The following is a 15,569-nucleotide window of genomic DNA, read 5'->3' on the forward strand; positions in this document are numbered from 1 at the left end:
ACGAACGGAGGTGACTCCAGGACGTCCGGAGCCGGGGCCAAGAGTGTGGCTCCGGCCCAGGTGCCCGCGACAGCCGCGACGAGGGCGGCAATCACCCCGCCCCCTGCGGCGAGCCCCCGCCGGCGCGGCGCTGTCAACCGGTGACTCCCCACTGAGGCTCGGGGCATTCGCTGTACACGCGCTCGAGCTCGTCTCGCGCGATACCCGTACCGGTGAAGAGCGCGCCGTACGGCGACCACAGCGGATCGATGATCGAACCGCTGAGCATCGACTCGACGGATGCCTCCCTGCTCGGTGGCTCGTCGACGTCGTACCCGAGCGCCGCGACACAGTCAGACGTAGCGACGAGCGCGTCGTAGAATGCTTCGGCACTCTCCCGGGACTTTACAATCTCCAGCGGATTCCGCGCCAGACACTCGTCAAAATCTGCCTGGAAAGCCGATTGCTGCTCGGCCGGAACTTCTTCCATGTCGAGAACGTCACCAGAACCGACGAGATCCATCGCCCAACCGCGCTCAGCCATACATTCTTGGATCATCACCGGACGGCCACTCGAAGCTGTCGCGAGGGCTACCTCCGGTTGATCGCCGGAGGCGCATCCCGAGAGAACCGAGAGGGCTCCGACGACAGCACAAGCAGTCACCCGAAATCTCCGGTCGGCCCACACCTCTCGCACGAGCCCACGCCGCCCTTCAACCGGTCTGGCCATCGTCACCCGCAATGACCGACGACGCTGGTGATCGCCTCGGCCTTCACGCCGTAGCTGCTGAAATTCTTGGCGGTGGTCCAGGTGAAGCGTTCCATCAGCACAGCCGACTGAGCCGTCGTGAAGAACGCCGCGCGAGGTGAACCACCTCCAGGGGTGTAGTTGTGAGTGATAACATAACCCCAGGCAGCACTTGAAGCGGCCCGGGAAGACACACCCGCTCTATACGTCTCTGCACAGAGCTGCTGACCCTTTGTCAAGGTCGCCGCCGACGCGGCACTCATGCCAGCAATGTTCACCCCAAGAGCAAGGGTGATCACGATCGTTGCGGAAAGAACCGGTCGAAGCAGTTGCATCGAGCGCCAGCACCCCTCGTTCTTCAGATTGGCGGCCCGACGTGGGCCCGACGTGGGCCCGACGTGGGCCCGACGTGGGCCCGACGTGGGCCCGACCTGAATATAGCGACACACCCATCTGCGCGAGCGCAGTCAGATAACGAAGCAATAACGACCGTCCCGCCCTCAGAATCAGGTGGTGGGCGGGGCCGTCGAGGCGCGGACGGTCAGGCCCGGGGAGACCACGACGTGGCGCGGCTGCGCGCCGCGGAGCTGGGCGTCGAGCATCTGGACGGCGCGGCGCCCCATGGGCAGGCGGGGCTGGTCGACGCTGGTCAGCGCGGGGCGGACCTGGGCGGCGCGGTCGGTGTTGTCGTAGCCGACGACGCTGAGGCGGTCGGGGACGGCCACACCCGCGTCGAGGGCGGCGCCGAGCAGGGCCGTGGCGTGCCGGTCGGTGGCGGCGAACACGGCCGTGGGGGCGTCGGGACCGGCGGAGCGGATGCGCGCGACGAGGTCCGCGAGCGCGTCCGGCACCGGGGTGCGCTCGGCGGCGGGCGGGGGCGACGAGCGGGGGGTGCGGACGGTCCAGGGGTCGGCGGTCGCGGGGTCGGCGACGACGACCTGCGCGCGGTCCTCCAGACCGAAGGCGCGCATCGTCGCGGTGAACGCCTCGGCGCGGGCGCGGGCGGCGGCGCTCGACGCGGACGTCAGGTGCGCGACGCGGCGGTGGCCGAGCGCGACCAGGTGCTCCAGGGCGGCGCGGGTGCCGGCGGCGTCGTCGCCGTGCACGGCACCGACCTCCTCGGGCACGGCGTCGGGGCGGCCGACCACGACGGTCGGCACGCGGCGACCCAGGTCGGCGAGCTGGTCGTGGTCGAGCAGGCCGGTGACCAGGACGAGGCCGTCGACGCCGAGGCCGAGCATCGCGTCGACGCGGGCGGCGAGGGTGCGGGCGTCGCGGCGGCCGTGGCCGAGCAGCACGCCGAGGCCGTGCTCGTCGGCGGCGTCCTCGACGCCGTGGGCGACGTCGGTGTGGAAGGCGGAGTGCAGGTCGGTCAGGACGACGCCGAGCAGGCCGCTGCGCCCGCGCGCGAGGCTGCGCGCCCACGAGTTGGAGCGGTAGCCGATCTCCTCGGCCGCCTCGAGCACGCGCCGTCGGGTCGCGTCGCTGACGCCCGGGTCGCCGCGCAGCGCGAGCGAGACCGCCGACTTGGAGACGCCGGCGGTCAGCGCGACGTCGACGATCGTCGGTCGGTGGGTGGCGGTGCGCGGCACAGGTCAGTGGTATCCGGCCCGAGGACCGGGAGAACGTCGGGACGGTGACCAGGGTCCGTCGTCCGGGTGACGGCCCGGCCAACACGAACGGGTGATGGAACGCTCCAGCGTCGCGTCCTGGAGCGTTCCACGGTCGTTCGTCCGACCGTCGCCCCGCGGCCGTGCACCCTCCCTAGCGTCGTCGTCGACCGGCGGGGCCACCTGGCCCCGCGCGGAACCGACGCGAAGGACCACCCGTGACGACGACGCCCACGACCCGCCCGACGACGGCGCCGGCCGCGCCCGGCAGCGCGCTGGACGTCGCGCCGCGCGCCCTGCTGCTCGACTTCGGCGGCGTGGTGTTCGAGACGTCGAAGGTGCCCGGCGGGCGTGACGACGTCGCGGCGGAGCTCGTGGCGCTGCTGGCGCGTGCGGGGCAGCAGGTCGACCCGGTGCGGGTACGGACCTCGCTCGACGCCGCGCTGACGGCGCTCAAGCACTGGAAGCACGCGTCGAGCCGTCGCCTCGCCCCGCGGGAGATGGACCACCGCGAGGTCGTCGGGGACTTCGTCGCCGCGGACCTGCCGCCCGCCGCGCGCGCGGTGCTCGTGGCGGAGGCCGACCACGTGCTGGACCTGCTGACCAGCCGCCTGTCGACGCACCGGGTGCGCCCGGGCGTGACCCGGCTGCTCGACCTGGCTGCGGCGCACGGCGTGCGCGTCGGCATCGTCTCCAACGCCCACTCGGGCCTCAGCCACCGCCGCCTCATGGCCGCGCACGGGCTCGACCGGCACGTGGGCGTGCAGGTGTACTCGGACGAGGTCGGCATGCGCAAGCCCGACCCGCGCACCCTGGCGCTGGCCGCGCAGGCGCTCGGGGTGCCGCTCGACGCGTGCTGGTACGTGGGCGACACCCTCGACCGGGACGTCGTGGCCGGCCGGCGCGCGGGCGTCGGCGCGACCCTCGTGACGCGCAGCCACCACACCGACAGCCCGCCGTTCGCGGTCGACGCGGTGCCCGACGCCGTGGTCGACACCCCGGAGGGTGTCGCGGACCTGCTCGAGCGGGCCCTCGCGACGGACGCCCCCGCCCCGGCCGTCGCGGCGCCATCCCGCCCGACCCGCGGCGCCCTGCTCATCGACCACGGCGGTGTCATCTCCACGTCCGTGCCCGACCCCGTGGCCCTCGACGCGTTCGTCGACCACCTGCGCCGGCTGCTCGGCGCGCACGCCGACGGTCTGGACGTCGCCCGCCTGCTCGCCGACGGGCGCACCCGGTACGCGGCGCTCAAGCGCGAGCGTCACGGGGCGGCCCTCGACGGCGCGCCGCTGCGCGAGGTCGACGCGGTGACGTTCTGGGTCGACGTGGTGGGTGCCGCGCTCGACGACCGGCGCCGCGCGGTGCTGCGCGCCGAGGCGCACGACCTGACGTACCGGTTCGGGCGCGCCAAGAGCCGCCGTGCGCTGCGCCCGGGCGTGCGCGCCCTCCTCGAGCACGCCCGCGAGCGCGGCATGCCCGTGGTCGTCGTCTCCAACACCGTCAGCGGGCGGGCGGTGCGCGCGGAGTGCGCGGCCCACGGGCTGACCGACCTGGTCGGGGCGTCGGTGTGCTCCGACGAGAACGGGCACCGCAAGCCCGACCACCGGCTCGTCGCGGAGGCCCTGGCCGTCGCGGACGCCGACCCGGCCGCGTCGTGGTTCCTGGGTGACAAGCCCGAGAACGACGCGGTGGCCGCGCGGGCCTGCGGGGTCGCGCGGCGCGTGCTGGTGCGCGGCGGGTCGACCCCGGACGTCGAGCTCGACGCCGCCCTCGCCCGCGGGCTGGCCACCGACGTCGTCGACGACGCGTCGGGCCTGCTCGCCCTGCTGCGCGCGCACACCGGCGCACCCGTGCCCGCCTGACCCGTCCTGACCCACCGTCCCTGCACGCCCGAGCCGTCCCCCGACCGGAGGCCACGATGTCCCTGCACACCGGCTCCCCCGCCGTCCCCGACGACAGCACGACCGAGCGCACGGCCGCGCGCCGCGGCGCCCTGCGCGGCACCGGGCCCGGCGGCCTGCGCGAGCTCGCGCCGCCGCAGAAGCTCATGGTGTTCGTGCTGTCGATGTCCCTGTTCGGGCTGTCGAACATCCTGCTCGAGGTGGTCCCCGACGTGTCGCTGGGGCCGGTGGACGTCTCGGTGGCGTACTTCGTCTTCGTGCCGCTGACGATGGTGGCGCTGTTCAGCCCGTTCTGGGCGGCGCTCGGCGCCCCGCTCGGCGAGATCGTGTTCACCGACCTGCTCATGGGCGACTTCTCGGGGCTGTCGGAGATCGAGGGCTTCCTGCAGATGTTCCTCGCGCTGTACGTGGCGGGGTCGCTGATCCGCAACCCGCGCAGCCGGGGGCAGATCTGGCTCGGGGCGCTGACGGTCGTGGTGATCGACAAGGTGCTCTCGGCGCTGGTGGACCTGTCGAAGGTGTGGGTCGGCGTGGAGGACGCGGAGCTCGTCGAGGGTCTGCCGCAGTCGATCCTGCTGCTCGAGGGCATCGGGCTCGGGGTCGACGTGATCCTGTCGGGCATCCTGTTCGGTGCGATCCCCGCGATGTGGCTGATCCCGGCGCTGCACGGGCGGATCGAGCCGATGCTGGGGCTGCGCCCGCGCGTGCCGGGCGAGCCGGTGCAGGGCACGGCGCCGCGCAGCGCGTGGTTCGTGGTGGTGGCGCTGCTGCTGTCGGTCGCGTCGTTCGTGTTCGCGTTCCTCGAGGCGTGGGACATGTCCGTCGGCGCGTTCGAGCCGGACTTCGTCGGGACGTACGGCGACGGGTTCCTGTGGGTGTCGGTCGCGGCGCTCGTGGTGGTCGGCGGGGCGACGTTCCTCGTGGCCCGCCGCGGGCAGGCCCGGGACGCGGCACGGCGGGACGGCGCCGACCGTGCCGACGACGCTGCGCGGGACGCGCGGTGAGCGACCCCGTCATCGCGCTGGAGGCCGTGAGCTTCCGGTACCCCGGCGCCGCGCGCGACTCGCTGCGCGACGTGGACCTGACGGTCGAGCGCGGGGACGTGCTCGCGGTGGTCGGCGGCAACGGGTCGGGCAAGACCACGCTGTGCAAGACGTTCAACGGGCTGGTGCCGCACTACTGGGCCGGGGAGTTCGCCGGGGTCGCGCGGGTGGACGGCATCGACACGTGGGACTCGTCGGTCGCGGTGCTCTCGGAGCGCGTCGGGTACGTCTACCAGGACTTCCAGCACCAGCTCGTGCGGCCCACGGTGCGCGACGAGCTGGAGTTCGGGCCGGTGAACCGCGGCATGGCCGACTACCGCCGGCGTGCGGCGGAGGCCATGGAGATGCTGCGGATCACGGACCTGGCGGACCGGTTCGTGTGGCAGCTGTCCGGCGGGCAGGCGCACCTGGCGGCGCTGGCGTCGGTGCTGGCGATGCGGCCGTCCGTGGTCGTCGTCGACGAGCCCGTGGCCGAGCTGGACCCGGCGCGGGCGGAGGACGTGTACGAGCGGCTGCTCGTGCTCAACCGCGAGCTCGGGCTGACGGTGGTGACGATCGAGCACCACGTGGAGTTCGTCGCACGGTTCGCGCGGTCGGTGGTGCTGATGGCCGACGGGACGCCGCGCTGGCACCTGCCGGTGGACGAGGCGATGGCCCGCACGGGCGAGCTCGCGGACCACGGGATCCCCGCGCCGCAGGTGGTGCGGGCCGTGCAGGGCCTCGGCGTGGACGCGGCGCCGCGGACGGTCGAGCGGGCCGCGGCCCTGCTCCGGCCGCTGCTGGCCGGGGCGCCCGCGCCCGCCGGCGACGGCTCGGCGACCACGTCCCCGACGGACGGCGGCGCCGCGCGGGCTCCCGGGCGGGAGGTCGTGGCACGGGCCGTGGGTGTGCGGCACGCGCGCCGCACCGTGCACGGCGACCTGCACGTCGTGCTGCCGGGCCTGGACCTGGACCTGCACACGGGCGAGCGTGTCGCGCTGGTCGGCGCCAACGGCGCGGGCAAGACGACGCTGCTGCGCATGCTCGCGGGCATCGACGTGCCGCGCGAGGGCACGGTCGAGCTCGACGGCGTCGACACCCGGTCGGCGCCCGCACCGCGCCTGGCGGACCTCGCGTCGTACCTGTACCAGGACCCGCGCCGCATGCTCTTGACGCCCAGCGTGCGCGAGGACGTGGCGCTGTTCCCGCGCGGGCGGGGGCGGGCCGACACCGACGAGCTGACCGAGCGGGTGCTGGCGCGCGTGGACCTGACGGACCTCGCGGACCGCGACGGGCGGACCCTCTCGGGCGGGCAGCAGCGGCGCGCCACGCTGGCCGTGGGCCTGGCGATGCGCCCGCGCCTGCTGCTGCTCGACGAGCCGACCGCGAGCCTCGACGTGACGAGCCGGGACGCCGTCACGGCGCTGCTCGCGGACCTGGCCGGCACGATCGCGTGCACGGTGGTCGCGACGCACGACATGCAGCTCGTCGCGGAGTGGGCGTCGCGCGTCGTCGTGCTGGAGGGCGGCGACGTGCTGGCGGACCTGCCGCCGGCGGACCTGTTCGCCCGGCCCGACCTGCTGGCGCGCGCGCACCTGGTGCCGCCGCAGGTCACGCAGCTCGGCCTGGCGCTGGGGCTGGACCCGGTGCCGCTGGACGTCGACGGGCTGGTCGCCGCGGTGGCGGCCCGCCGCACGGACGCGGTCGGGGCGGTGGCCCGGTGAGCCGGCAGCACCGCGACGTCCTGTCGCTGGAGTGGGTGCGCCTGGAGCTGGTGCGCACCGCCTACGCCACCCGCGGGGGCGTGCTCGCAGCCATGGACCCGCGGGCCGTGCTGGCCTGGTACGTGCTGCTGGCGCTGGCCCCGTGGTTCACGCACAACCTCACGGTGCTCGGCGCGCTGTTCGCGGTCGGGGCGGTGAGCGTGCTGCTCGCGCGCGTCGGGCCGCTGGTGCTGGGGCTGTTCGGCATCGGCCTGGTGCTCGAGCTCGCGTACATCGCGGGGGCCGCGTGGCTGTTCGGCGGTGACACGCAGACCGTGCTCGCGCTGGTCGAGCTGACGCTCAAGCTGGGCACGGTGTCGCTGGCGAGCATGGCCGCGTTCGTCTCGCTCGACCCGGAGAAGCTCTCCGACGCGCTGCTGGCGATGCGCGCGCCGACGATGCTCGCGTTCGGCGTCAGCTACGGGTACCGGATGCTGCCGCTGCTCGTCGACGAGTTCAGCGACGTCGTCGAGAGCTACCGGCTGCGCACGCCCGCGCCCGCGCCGGGGTTCCTCGCCTGGCGCTCGGTCGTGCGGCTGGTGCGGCTCGTGGTGCTGGCGTTCTACCCGGTGTTCCTCAACACCGCGCAGTCGGTGCGGACGACCGTCGAGGCGCTCGAGACGCGCGGGTTCACCTCGGCCGTCACCGACGGGCGCGGGCGGCGGCTGCGGGTCGGCCACCTGCAGGTCACGGGGTACGACGTGGCGGTGATCGCCGTGACCGCGGGCGCCGTCACGGTGGCGTTCTGGGCCGGGGCGCAGTGGCCGCTGTTCCGGTGACGCGGGCGCGGTCATGATGGTCGGACCCGCACCCCGCGGGCCCGACCGCCGACGAGAGGACCCGCCCGTGCCCCAGGCTCCGCTGCCCGACGACGTCGCTGCGCTGCTGGCCCGCCCGAACCACGCCGTGATGGCGACCGTCCGGCCCGACGGCGCCCCGGTCACCGTGGCGACCTGGTACCTGCTCGAGGACGACGGCCGCGTGCTGCTCAACCTCGACGCCGGCCGCGCCCGCCTCAAGCACCTGCGCGCGAACCCGCACGTGGCCCTCACCGCGCTGGCCGGCGACGACTGGTACACCCACGTGAGCGTTCAGGGGCGGGTCGTGGACATCCACGACGACGTCGACCTGGTGGACATCGACCGGCTTGCGCGGCACTACACGGGCAGCCCCTACCGGGTGCGGGACCGCGCCCGTGTCAGCGTGCTGGTCGAGGTCGACCGGTGGCACGGCTGGGGCGCCGCGCAGGCGGACTGACGCCGCGGGCCGCAGCGTCGCGCATCGTCAAGAAGCGGGGTCCTTCGCACGCACGGTCCGCGTCCTCGCCGCCTGCCGGCCGCTGCGGCGCCGACGGGCGCAAGAACGCCGATCCTTCTCGGGGACGGTGTCTGGACCACGCACGAGCGCCCATGTGACGGTGGTCACATGGCGACGACGGCGTACCGACCCGGCACCTCCCGACCCCTGCCGCGGGTCGCCGGGGTCCCGCCGCGCCCCGGCGCGCGGGCCGTCGCCGACGCCCGGGCCACCGGCGGGGGTGCCGCCGGGCAGCACGACGGCCCTCCCGACACGCTCGTGCTCGGGCGGCGCATCCGGCACCTGCGCACCGCGCGCGGCATGACGCTGGAGGACCTCGGGCGCGCGATCGGCCGGGCGCCGTCGCAGGTCTCGATGCTCGAGAACGGGCACCGCGAGCCGCGCGCGTCCCAGCTCACCGCGGTGGCCGAGGCGCTGGACGTCCCGCTGCGCGAGCTGCTGCGCCCCGAGCCCCCGACCCGGCGGGCGGCCCTGGAGGTCGCGCTGGAGCGCGCGCAGCGCGGACCCCTGCTCGCCGGGCTGGGAGTGCCGTCGGTCAAGGTGGGCCGCTCGCTGCCGACGGACGCGCTCGACGCGCTGGTGACGCTCGTCGACCAGGTGCAGCGCCTGCTCGTCGAGCACGCGGCCACCCCGGAGGAGGCCCGCCGCGCGAACACCGAGCTGCGCGCCCGCATGCGCGCGCAGGACAACCACTTCCCCGACCTGGAGGAGCACGCGCGCACGCTGCTCGCGGCCGTCGGGCACCGCGGCGGACCGCTCTCGCAGCGCGCGACCGCGGAGATCGCCGCCCACCTGGGCTTCACGCTGCACCACGTGGCCGACCTGCCGCACTCCACCCGGACCGTCACCGACCTCGCCCACCACCGGATCTACCTGCCGCACGGCGAACCGGGTGTGCACGACTCGCGCTCGCCCCTCCTCCAGGCGCTGGCCTCGCACGTGCTGGGCCACACCGAGCCGCGGGACTACGCCGACTTCCTGCGGCAGCGCGTCGAGGCCAACTACCTGGCGGCCGCGCTGATGCTGCCCGAGGCGTCCGCGGTGGCGCTGCTGCAGGAGGCGAAGGCCGAGCGGCGGCTCTCGGTGGAGGACCTGCGCGACGCGTTCGCCGTGCCGTACGAGACGGCGGCGCACCGGTTCACCAACCTCGCGACCCGGCACCTGGGCGTGCCCGTGCACTTCATGAAGGTCCACGAGGGCGGCACGCTGCACAAGGCGTACGAGAACGACGGGGTGGTGTTCCCGTCCGACCCGCTCGGCGCGATCGAGGGGCAGCCGGTGTGCCGGCAGTGGACCGCGCGGGTGGTGTTCGCCCGCGACGACCGGCTCAGCCCGTTCCACCAGTACACCGACACCACCGCGGGCACCTTCTGGTGCACCTCGCGCGTGCAGGGGTCGGCGCAGGGGCACTTCTCGGTGAGCGTCGGCGTGCCGTTCGCGCACGTGCGGTGGTTCCAGGGGCGCGAGACGGCGGCGCGCGCGGCGTCCCGCTGCCCGGACCCGACGTGCTGCCGCCGTCCCCCGGAGCCGCTCGCGCAGCGGTGGGCGGACCGCTCGTTCCCGGCGGCCCGCCCGCACGCCAGCCTGCTCGCGGCGCTGCCGGTCGGGGTGTTCCCCGGCGTCGACACCACCGAGGTCTACGAGTTCCTCGACCGGCACGCACCGTGAGGCCCGCCGGTCACGCCCGGGGCGCGACCCGCCCGGACGGCGCCGGCCGCCACATCGCCATCGGCGCCGCGCCCGGCATCCCGCGCACCGGGGCGACCTCGAGGAAGCCGTGCCGGCCGTACAGGCGCCGGTTGCGGGGCGTGGAGGACTCCAGGTAGGCGGGCGCGTCCTCGGCGTCGGCGGTGGCCAGGCGCGCGGCGAGCAGCGCCGTGCCGACCCCCAGGCCCCGGGCGTCGGCACCGACGCCGATCTCCTGCAGGTACCAGTGCGGCTGGCGGGGGCGGTGGGCCTCGAGCGCGCGCTTGGCGGCCGCCTGCCGCCGCAGGCCCGCCAGGCCGTCCACGCGCCAGAAGGTGGGCAGCTGCGCGAGGTGGGCGAGCAGCCCGGTCGTGGCACCGGGCTCCTCCCACACCGCCACGCCGAGGATCTGCGCGGACCCGGCGCGGCGGGCGACGTCGACCGTGCCGGCCCGGGCAGGGCCCGAGCGCATGAGACCGGTGAACATCCGGCGCACGCGCTCGCGCCGCGTCGGGCCGTCGGGGCCGCCGACCACGGGGGCCAGCGCCGGGTCGTGCTCGAAGGCCTCCGCCAGCACGGCGGCGGCAGCGGGGATGTCGGCGGGGGCGGCGGGTGTCACGACGATCATCGCGGTCTCCTCGGTCCGGGTGGGCGGCGAGCGTAACCCGATCTTGGCCAACCGACCAAGTCATCTGGCCAAGTCGGCGTAGGCTGGTGTCGTGGACGGGACGACGGCACGACGGGACGACGCGGCGCGCACCCCGGACGGGCGGGCACGGGGAACGCGCGGCCCGTCGGGCGGCGGCGGCACCCACCGGACGGCGGACGAGCGCCGCGCCCAGCTGCTCGACGCCGCCGTCGAGATCCTGCGCGAGCAGGGGCTGCGCGGCCTGACCACCCGGGCCGTGACCACGCGGGCCGGCGTGACGCACGGGATCTTCCACTACTGCTTCGGCTCCAAGCAGGGGCTCGTCCGCGCGCTGCTCGAGCGGGAGCTCACGGGCACCCTCGACTCCGCCTGGGGCGCGGCCACGGGCGCGGACGACGTGCGCACCGCCCTGCACCAGGGGCTGCTCGCCCAGCTCGACCGCGTCCGCACCGACCCCGGCCGGCTCGTCCTGCTCGACGAGCTCGTGCGCGCGGCGCGGCAGGAGCCCGACCTCGAGGACCCCGCCGCCTGGGAGCAGGCCCGCTACCTCACCGAGATCGAGTCCCGCCTCGACACCTGGGCGCGCACCGCCGACCTCGTGTGGCTGGCACCGACCGCCGACGTCGCCGCCCTCGTGCTGGCGACGGCCGACGGGACCGTCCGCACCTGGCTCGTCGACCGCGACGACGCCCGGGCGCGGCGCACCGTCGACCTCGCCGCGACCGCGATCGCCTCGCTCGCCCGCGAGCGCCCCTGAGCCGGCCGCAGGCCCACGGGCCGGGTGTGGGCGGCCCACGCAGCGCGTGCCCTCGTCGGACAACCGTCCGATTTTCACCCGGCGACACGCCGGGGACACGCCGTTGCCCGAGGCGCCCGTTCGGGTGTTTCTGACCTATTTCTGTGAGAAGTCCGATATCTGGCGATGCCTCCCGCTATCGTCCGAGGCGCCCACGGCCGTCGCTGGTCGCGGGCACGTCCCCCCCTCTCGCGGCCGAAGGAGCTCGTCCCGTGCCTCGACGTCTGTCAGTCGTCCTGCTGTCCACCGCCCTCGTCATCGCCCCCGCCACCGCGTCGTTCGCGGGCGGCGGCAACAACCACGGGTCGGGAGGTGGTTCCGGGTACGACGGAGGTTCGTCCGCCGAGCTCTGCGGCGGCAAGCGTCAGGGTGAGGTCATCCCCTGGTCCGCGTACGACTGCGAGAAGGCCACGGCGTACTACCTCTACAAGAAGGTGGACCCGGCCAAGCCCGCGGGCTGGTCCAACAGCGGCCCGCAGCACCGCATCGCCCTCCACGACGTCTGGGCCTGGCCCGCCGACGAGGAGACGCCCCGCTACGAGGCGTCGTACCGGCTGCCCGCCGAGTCCGAGGTCATCCCCGTCGAGGTGCCCTCCGACGACGTCGCCGAGGTCTGCGCCGAGCCCGGCGCCTACGGCGTGCAGGTCGACCTCGCCGGGAACGGCATCGCCGGCCGCGAGCTCGACCTCGTCTCGGTGATCCCCGTCGACATCACGCCCCCCGACGGCGGCTTCCACACCAAGAACACGCTCGCGTACTACGGCCACTACGACGTCACGGACGTCGTCGACGTCGAGACGCTGTGCGCCCCGGCGGAGACCCCGGCGCCCACGCCCGAGCCGACCACCCCGGTCGACGACGGCGAGGTCGGCGAGCCCGAGCCCGTCCCGACGCCGGAGCCCACCGTCGAGCCCACGCCCGAGCCGACGCCGGAGCCCACGCCGGTCGACGACGTCGACGTCGACGAGCCGACGCCGGCGCCGACGGACGACGTGTCCGCCGCCGAGCCCACGCCGTCGCCCTCGTCGACGTCCGACGTGCTCGCGGCCACGGGTGACTCCGACGGCGAGTCCCTCGCCGCCACCGGTGCGAACGCGCTGATCGGCGTCCTCGCCGCTCTCGCCGCCCTCGCCGCCGGCGGCGCCCTGGTCCTCGTCCGCCGCCGCGCCGCTCAGGCCGGTCGCTGACGCAGCACCCCGCACCACCCGTAGCGCCCCGCCCGTCGCACCTGACGGGCGGGGCGCTGCGCGTCCGGGCCCTGCCGGCCCCGGACGGCCCGACCGCCCCGACGAGCGCCCTCGCCCGGCGCGCCGTAGCGTCGTCGCAGCCGTGCGGCCCCGCACGAGCCCGGACGGAGGACGCATGGGACTGCTCGGCCGACGACGACGCCCGCCTGCCGCACCGCCGCGCACGGCGACGCCGCCCCCGCGGCCCCCCGAGCCGGCCCCTCCCGCCGCCCGAGGGCTGTGGTCGGACGGGTTCGGCACCGCCGGCACCCGGGCCGTGCAGATCCTCGCGATCGTCACCGTCGTCGCCGTCGCGGTCTTCGCGCTGACCCGGCTGACGCTCGTGGTCATCCCCGTGCTCGTCGCGCTCGTGCTGGCCGCCGCGATCAGCCCGCTCGTGGGCTGGCTGCGCCGCCGCGGGCTGCCGTCGATGCTGGCGACCTGGGTCGCGCTGCTCGCGCTCGTCGCGCTGCTCGCCGGTGTCGTGTGGGCCGTGGTCTGGGCGGTGGTGCGGCAGTGGGACGAGCTCGCGACGCAGGCCGTCGACGGGTTCGACGAGCTGCGCACCTACCTCACGGGCCTGCCGATCGAGATCACCGACCAGCAGATCTCCGACCTGCAGGACACCGCGGCCGGCCTGCTGCAGTCCGACGCGTTCGGCTCCGGCGCGATCGCCGGCGTCTCGCAGACGGTCAACTTCGTCACCGGCTTCTTCATCATGGTCGTGGTGCTGTTCTTCTTCCTCAAGGACGGCCCGAAGATCTGGGAGTTCCTGCTGCGGCCCTTCGAGGGGCCGGGGTACGCGCGCGGACGCCGCGTCGGCGAGTCGACCGTCCGCACCCTCGGCGGGTACGTGCGGGGCACCGCGATCATCGCGGCGGTCGATGCGATCGGCATCGGCATCGGCCTCGCGATCGTGGGCGTGCCCCTGGTGATCCCCCTGTCGGTGCTCGTGTTCCTGCTCGCGTTCATCCCTCTCGTCGGCGCCACGCTCGCCGGGATCCTCGCGGCACTGGTCGCGCTGGTCGCGCTCGGGCCCGTCGAGGCGCTGATCGTCGTCGCGATCGTCGTCGTCGTGAACCAGCTCGAGGGCGACCTGCTGCAGCCCGTCGTCATGGGCCGCTCGCTGCGCCTGCACCCGCTGGTCATCCTCGTGGCCCTGACCGCCGGCACGGTGCTCGCCGGGATCACCGGCGCCGTCCTCGCCGTGCCGATCGCGGCCTCGGTGTGGCGGGCGGTCCAGGTGTGGGACGGCGACGACCTGCCGGCCCGGTTCGCGCGGCAGAAGCGGCCCGAGACGGTCTGACCCGCTCGACCGCTCCCCGGACCGGCGCCGGAGCCCTACCGTCGACCCGTGGCACGCACGGGCAGGGTCGAGGTCGAGCTCGTCGAGGACGACGCGGACGGCGGTCCCGGCGCGCCCGGGCCACGCCCCGACGGCGAGCCCGCACGCGCGACGGCCCGGCGCGCGGGTGCAGCCGTCGGGAGCGCGGCCCGCGGGCTGCGGCGCCGGTTCCGCCCGTGGTGGCTCGTGCCGCCGCTCGTCCTGGCGCTCGCGCTGGGCGCGGCCCAGCACGTCACCGACGCCCGCGAGCGCGAGCGGCTGGCGGCGCTGGCGCATGTCCCCGGGGTGCTGCCGCCGCTCGACGGCCCGCTGGCGCCGGTGTGGACGAGCAGCCCGGACGGTGACGCGTGGCCGTTCGCGGTGACCGACGAGGCCGTGCTGGTGGAGCGCTACGCCCTGGCCGGACCGACGTCGGTGGACGCGCTGGACGTGGCGACGGGTGAGCTGCTGTGGTCGGCGCCGCTGCCGTCCGCCGTGCCGCAGACCGGGGAGGGGACAGGCTGGACCGGCAGCGGTTGCGCACCTCCGAACGGCGGCTCCCTGGTGTGCTTCACGTCGTCGTGGTGGGATCCGCACGGCGCGGCGCCGGGTGGTCCCGCCGCGGTAGGCCGGGTCGACGCGGTCGTCGTGGACCTGACGACCGGAGCCACCGACGTCGGCCTCACCATGCTCGTCGATCCCCCCACCTCCGCGACGGTCGCGGGAGACGCGGTCGTCGTCGTAGGGCTGGACGAGCACCGGTCGCCGGTGGTCCGCGCCGTTGACGTGCGTGGCGGGCAGGAGCTGTGGCGGACGGTGCTGGACGCGCGCCTGCCCGAGGACCTCCGGTCCCCGTGGCTCCCCGCCGTGATGCGGCCGGTCGTCCCCGGGGTCGTCGTGCTCGACCTGGGTGATCCGCTCGGCGTCGTGCTGCTCGACGCGGACTCCGGACGCGTGCTCGACGAGGTCGGCGGCGCGACGGTCCCGTGGTTGTCGGGTCGCGAGGACCGGCTGATCCTGGACACGGGTGGCCGGACCCTGATCTGGTCGCCCGCGGCCTCGGCCGACGTCGCGGGGTCGCCGCTGATGTCTCCCGTGGACGACGGCACGTTCGGCGACGTCATCCCGGTGCTCGACGGGGAGGACATCGTCCTGGCGGGGCCGGACGGCACGGAGCGCGTGCGGGTCGGGACGGCCGGTGGTGACGTCGTGCTGCTCATGGACGGCCGCCTCGTCGTCGCCGACGGGTCGCGGACAGCGGCCGTCGACGGCGACGGTGAGCTGGTCTGGGAGCACCGCGGCACCGGACCCTCCGACGTATCGCCCACGTTGCTGACGGACGGCTCGGTGGTCGTACGGCAGACGGGGGACACGAGCGTGCATCTCAAGGCCTTCGACGTGCACGACGGCCGGCCGGCCTGGTCGACGACGCTGCCAGGGGTGGTCGACCTCGTCCTGGTCGACGGCCGTCTGCTGGGGATGACGTCCGACGGTGGCGTCGCGCTGCTGCGCTGAGCCAGGTGCGCCGACCAGGTCAGCCGATCAGGG

The 15,569-nt window shown here is 75.1% G+C and carries 14 protein-coding genes; 10 read left to right on the forward strand and 4 right to left on the reverse strand.

The features are described from left to right. Positions 1-133: 133 nt before the first annotated feature. The 3 genes from FBY24_RS18935 to FBY24_RS06090 form a co-directional block, all read right to left on the reverse strand. A complete protein-coding gene (locus FBY24_RS18935; RefSeq protein ID WP_160158445.1) occupies positions 134-502 on the reverse strand; it encodes a hypothetical protein in 369 nt (122 codons plus the stop codon). 209 nt (positions 503-711) lie between these two features. Then, positions 712-1,062: a hypothetical protein gene (locus FBY24_RS06085; protein ID WP_142158959.1), complete on the reverse strand. Its 351-nt coding sequence runs from the start codon at positions 1,060-1,062 to the stop codon at positions 712-714. 171 nt (positions 1,063-1,233) lie between these two features. Continuing rightward, positions 1,234-2,319: a LacI family DNA-binding transcriptional regulator gene (locus tag FBY24_RS06090; protein ID WP_222117211.1), complete on the reverse strand. Its 1,086-nt coding sequence runs from the start codon at positions 2,317-2,319 to the stop codon at positions 1,234-1,236. Positions 2,320-2,555: 236 nt separating this feature from the next. On the opposite strand from FBY24_RS06090, the gene FBY24_RS18940 reads away from it, so the two are divergent. From FBY24_RS18940 to FBY24_RS06120, 6 genes are all read left to right on the forward strand, one after another. After that, complete coding sequence (locus tag FBY24_RS18940) at positions 2,556-4,199, forward strand: HAD-IA family hydrolase (protein WP_160158446.1); 1,644 nt, start codon at positions 2,556-2,558, stop codon at positions 4,197-4,199. Between the two features lie 56 nt (positions 4,200-4,255). After that, positions 4,256-5,242, forward strand: coding sequence for a cell division protein FtsQ (locus tag FBY24_RS06100; RefSeq protein WP_255432257.1), 987 nt, complete (start codon positions 4,256-4,258; stop codon positions 5,240-5,242). Continuing rightward, positions 5,239-6,984 carry an ABC transporter ATP-binding protein gene (locus FBY24_RS06105; protein WP_142158961.1) on the forward strand — a complete coding sequence of 582 codons (1,746 nt, stop codon included), beginning with the start codon at positions 5,239-5,241 and terminating at the stop codon, positions 6,982-6,984. Before FBY24_RS06100 ends, FBY24_RS06105 begins: the two co-directional genes overlap by 4 nt. Then, positions 6,981-7,802 (forward strand): energy-coupling factor transporter transmembrane protein EcfT, encoded by an 822-nt coding sequence (locus FBY24_RS06110; RefSeq protein ID WP_222117212.1) that lies wholly within the window; start codon positions 6,981-6,983, stop codon positions 7,800-7,802. Before FBY24_RS06105 ends, FBY24_RS06110 begins: the two co-directional genes overlap by 4 nt. 67 nt (positions 7,803-7,869) lie before the next feature. Then, on the forward strand, positions 7,870-8,280 hold the full coding sequence (locus tag FBY24_RS06115) for a TIGR03618 family F420-dependent PPOX class oxidoreductase (protein ID WP_142158963.1): 411 nt from the start codon (positions 7,870-7,872) through the stop codon (positions 8,278-8,280). A 168-nt stretch (positions 8,281-8,448) separates the two neighbouring features. Continuing rightward, the gene (locus FBY24_RS06120; RefSeq protein WP_142158965.1) at positions 8,449-10,008 is read left to right on the forward strand and encodes an XRE family transcriptional regulator; all 1,560 of its coding nucleotides are present in this window, start codon (positions 8,449-8,451) and stop codon (positions 10,006-10,008) included. Between the two features lie 10 nt (positions 10,009-10,018). Here the strand turns inward: FBY24_RS06120 and FBY24_RS06125 are convergent, their stop codons facing one another. Continuing rightward, positions 10,019-10,654 carry a GNAT family N-acetyltransferase gene (locus tag FBY24_RS06125; protein ID WP_142158967.1) on the reverse strand — a complete coding sequence of 212 codons (636 nt, stop codon included), beginning with the start codon at positions 10,652-10,654 and terminating at the stop codon, positions 10,019-10,021. Between the two features lie 91 nt (positions 10,655-10,745). Between FBY24_RS06125 and FBY24_RS06130 the strand changes: the two genes are divergently transcribed. The 4 genes from FBY24_RS06130 to FBY24_RS06145 all read left to right on the forward strand — a co-directional run bounded on the left by FBY24_RS06130 (position 10,746) and on the right by FBY24_RS06145 (position 15,536). After that, complete coding sequence (locus FBY24_RS06130; protein ID WP_142158969.1) at positions 10,746-11,432, forward strand: TetR/AcrR family transcriptional regulator; 687 nt, start codon at positions 10,746-10,748, stop codon at positions 11,430-11,432. A gap of 251 nt (positions 11,433-11,683) precedes the next feature. Then, entirely contained in the window at positions 11,684-12,658 is a 975-nt protein-coding gene (locus FBY24_RS06135; protein ID WP_142158971.1) for a hypothetical protein, read from the forward strand. Between the two features lie 175 nt (positions 12,659-12,833). After that, a complete protein-coding gene (locus FBY24_RS06140) occupies positions 12,834-14,003 on the forward strand; it encodes an AI-2E family transporter (RefSeq protein ID WP_142158973.1) in 1,170 nt (389 codons plus the stop codon). A 48-nt stretch (positions 14,004-14,051) separates the two neighbouring features. After that, positions 14,052-15,536, forward strand: a complete 1,485-nt coding sequence (locus FBY24_RS06145) for a PQQ-binding-like beta-propeller repeat protein (protein WP_142158975.1) — start codon at positions 14,052-14,054, stop codon at positions 15,534-15,536. The last annotated feature ends 33 nt before the right edge of the window (positions 15,537-15,569 follow it).

The sequence above is a fragment of the Cellulomonas sp. SLBN-39 genome, from assembly GCF_006715865.1.
In the GTDB taxonomy this organism is placed as follows: Bacteria; Actinomycetota; Actinomycetes; order Actinomycetales; family Cellulomonadaceae; genus Cellulomonas.

Excerpts from the sequence above, each read along its gene's own strand:
- FBY24_RS06100 (WP_255432257.1), top strand. The coding sequence starts at position 4,256 with ATGTCCCTGCACACCGGCTCCCCCGCCGTCCCCGACGACAGCACGACC.
- FBY24_RS18935 (WP_160158445.1), bottom strand. The coding sequence starts at position 502 with ATGGATCTCGTCGGTTCTGGTGACGTTCTCGACATGGAAGAAGTTCCG.
- FBY24_RS06085 (WP_142158959.1), bottom strand. The coding sequence starts at position 1,062 with ATGCAACTGCTTCGACCGGTTCTTTCCGCAACGATCGTGATCACCCTT.
- FBY24_RS06125 (WP_142158967.1), bottom strand. The coding sequence starts at position 10,654 with ATGATCGTCGTGACACCCGCCGCCCCCGCCGACATCCCCGCTGCCGCC.
- FBY24_RS06140 (WP_142158973.1), top strand. The coding sequence starts at position 12,834 with ATGGGACTGCTCGGCCGACGACGACGCCCGCCTGCCGCACCGCCGCGC.
- FBY24_RS06120 (WP_142158965.1), top strand. The coding sequence starts at position 8,449 with ATGGCGACGACGGCGTACCGACCCGGCACCTCCCGACCCCTGCCGCGG.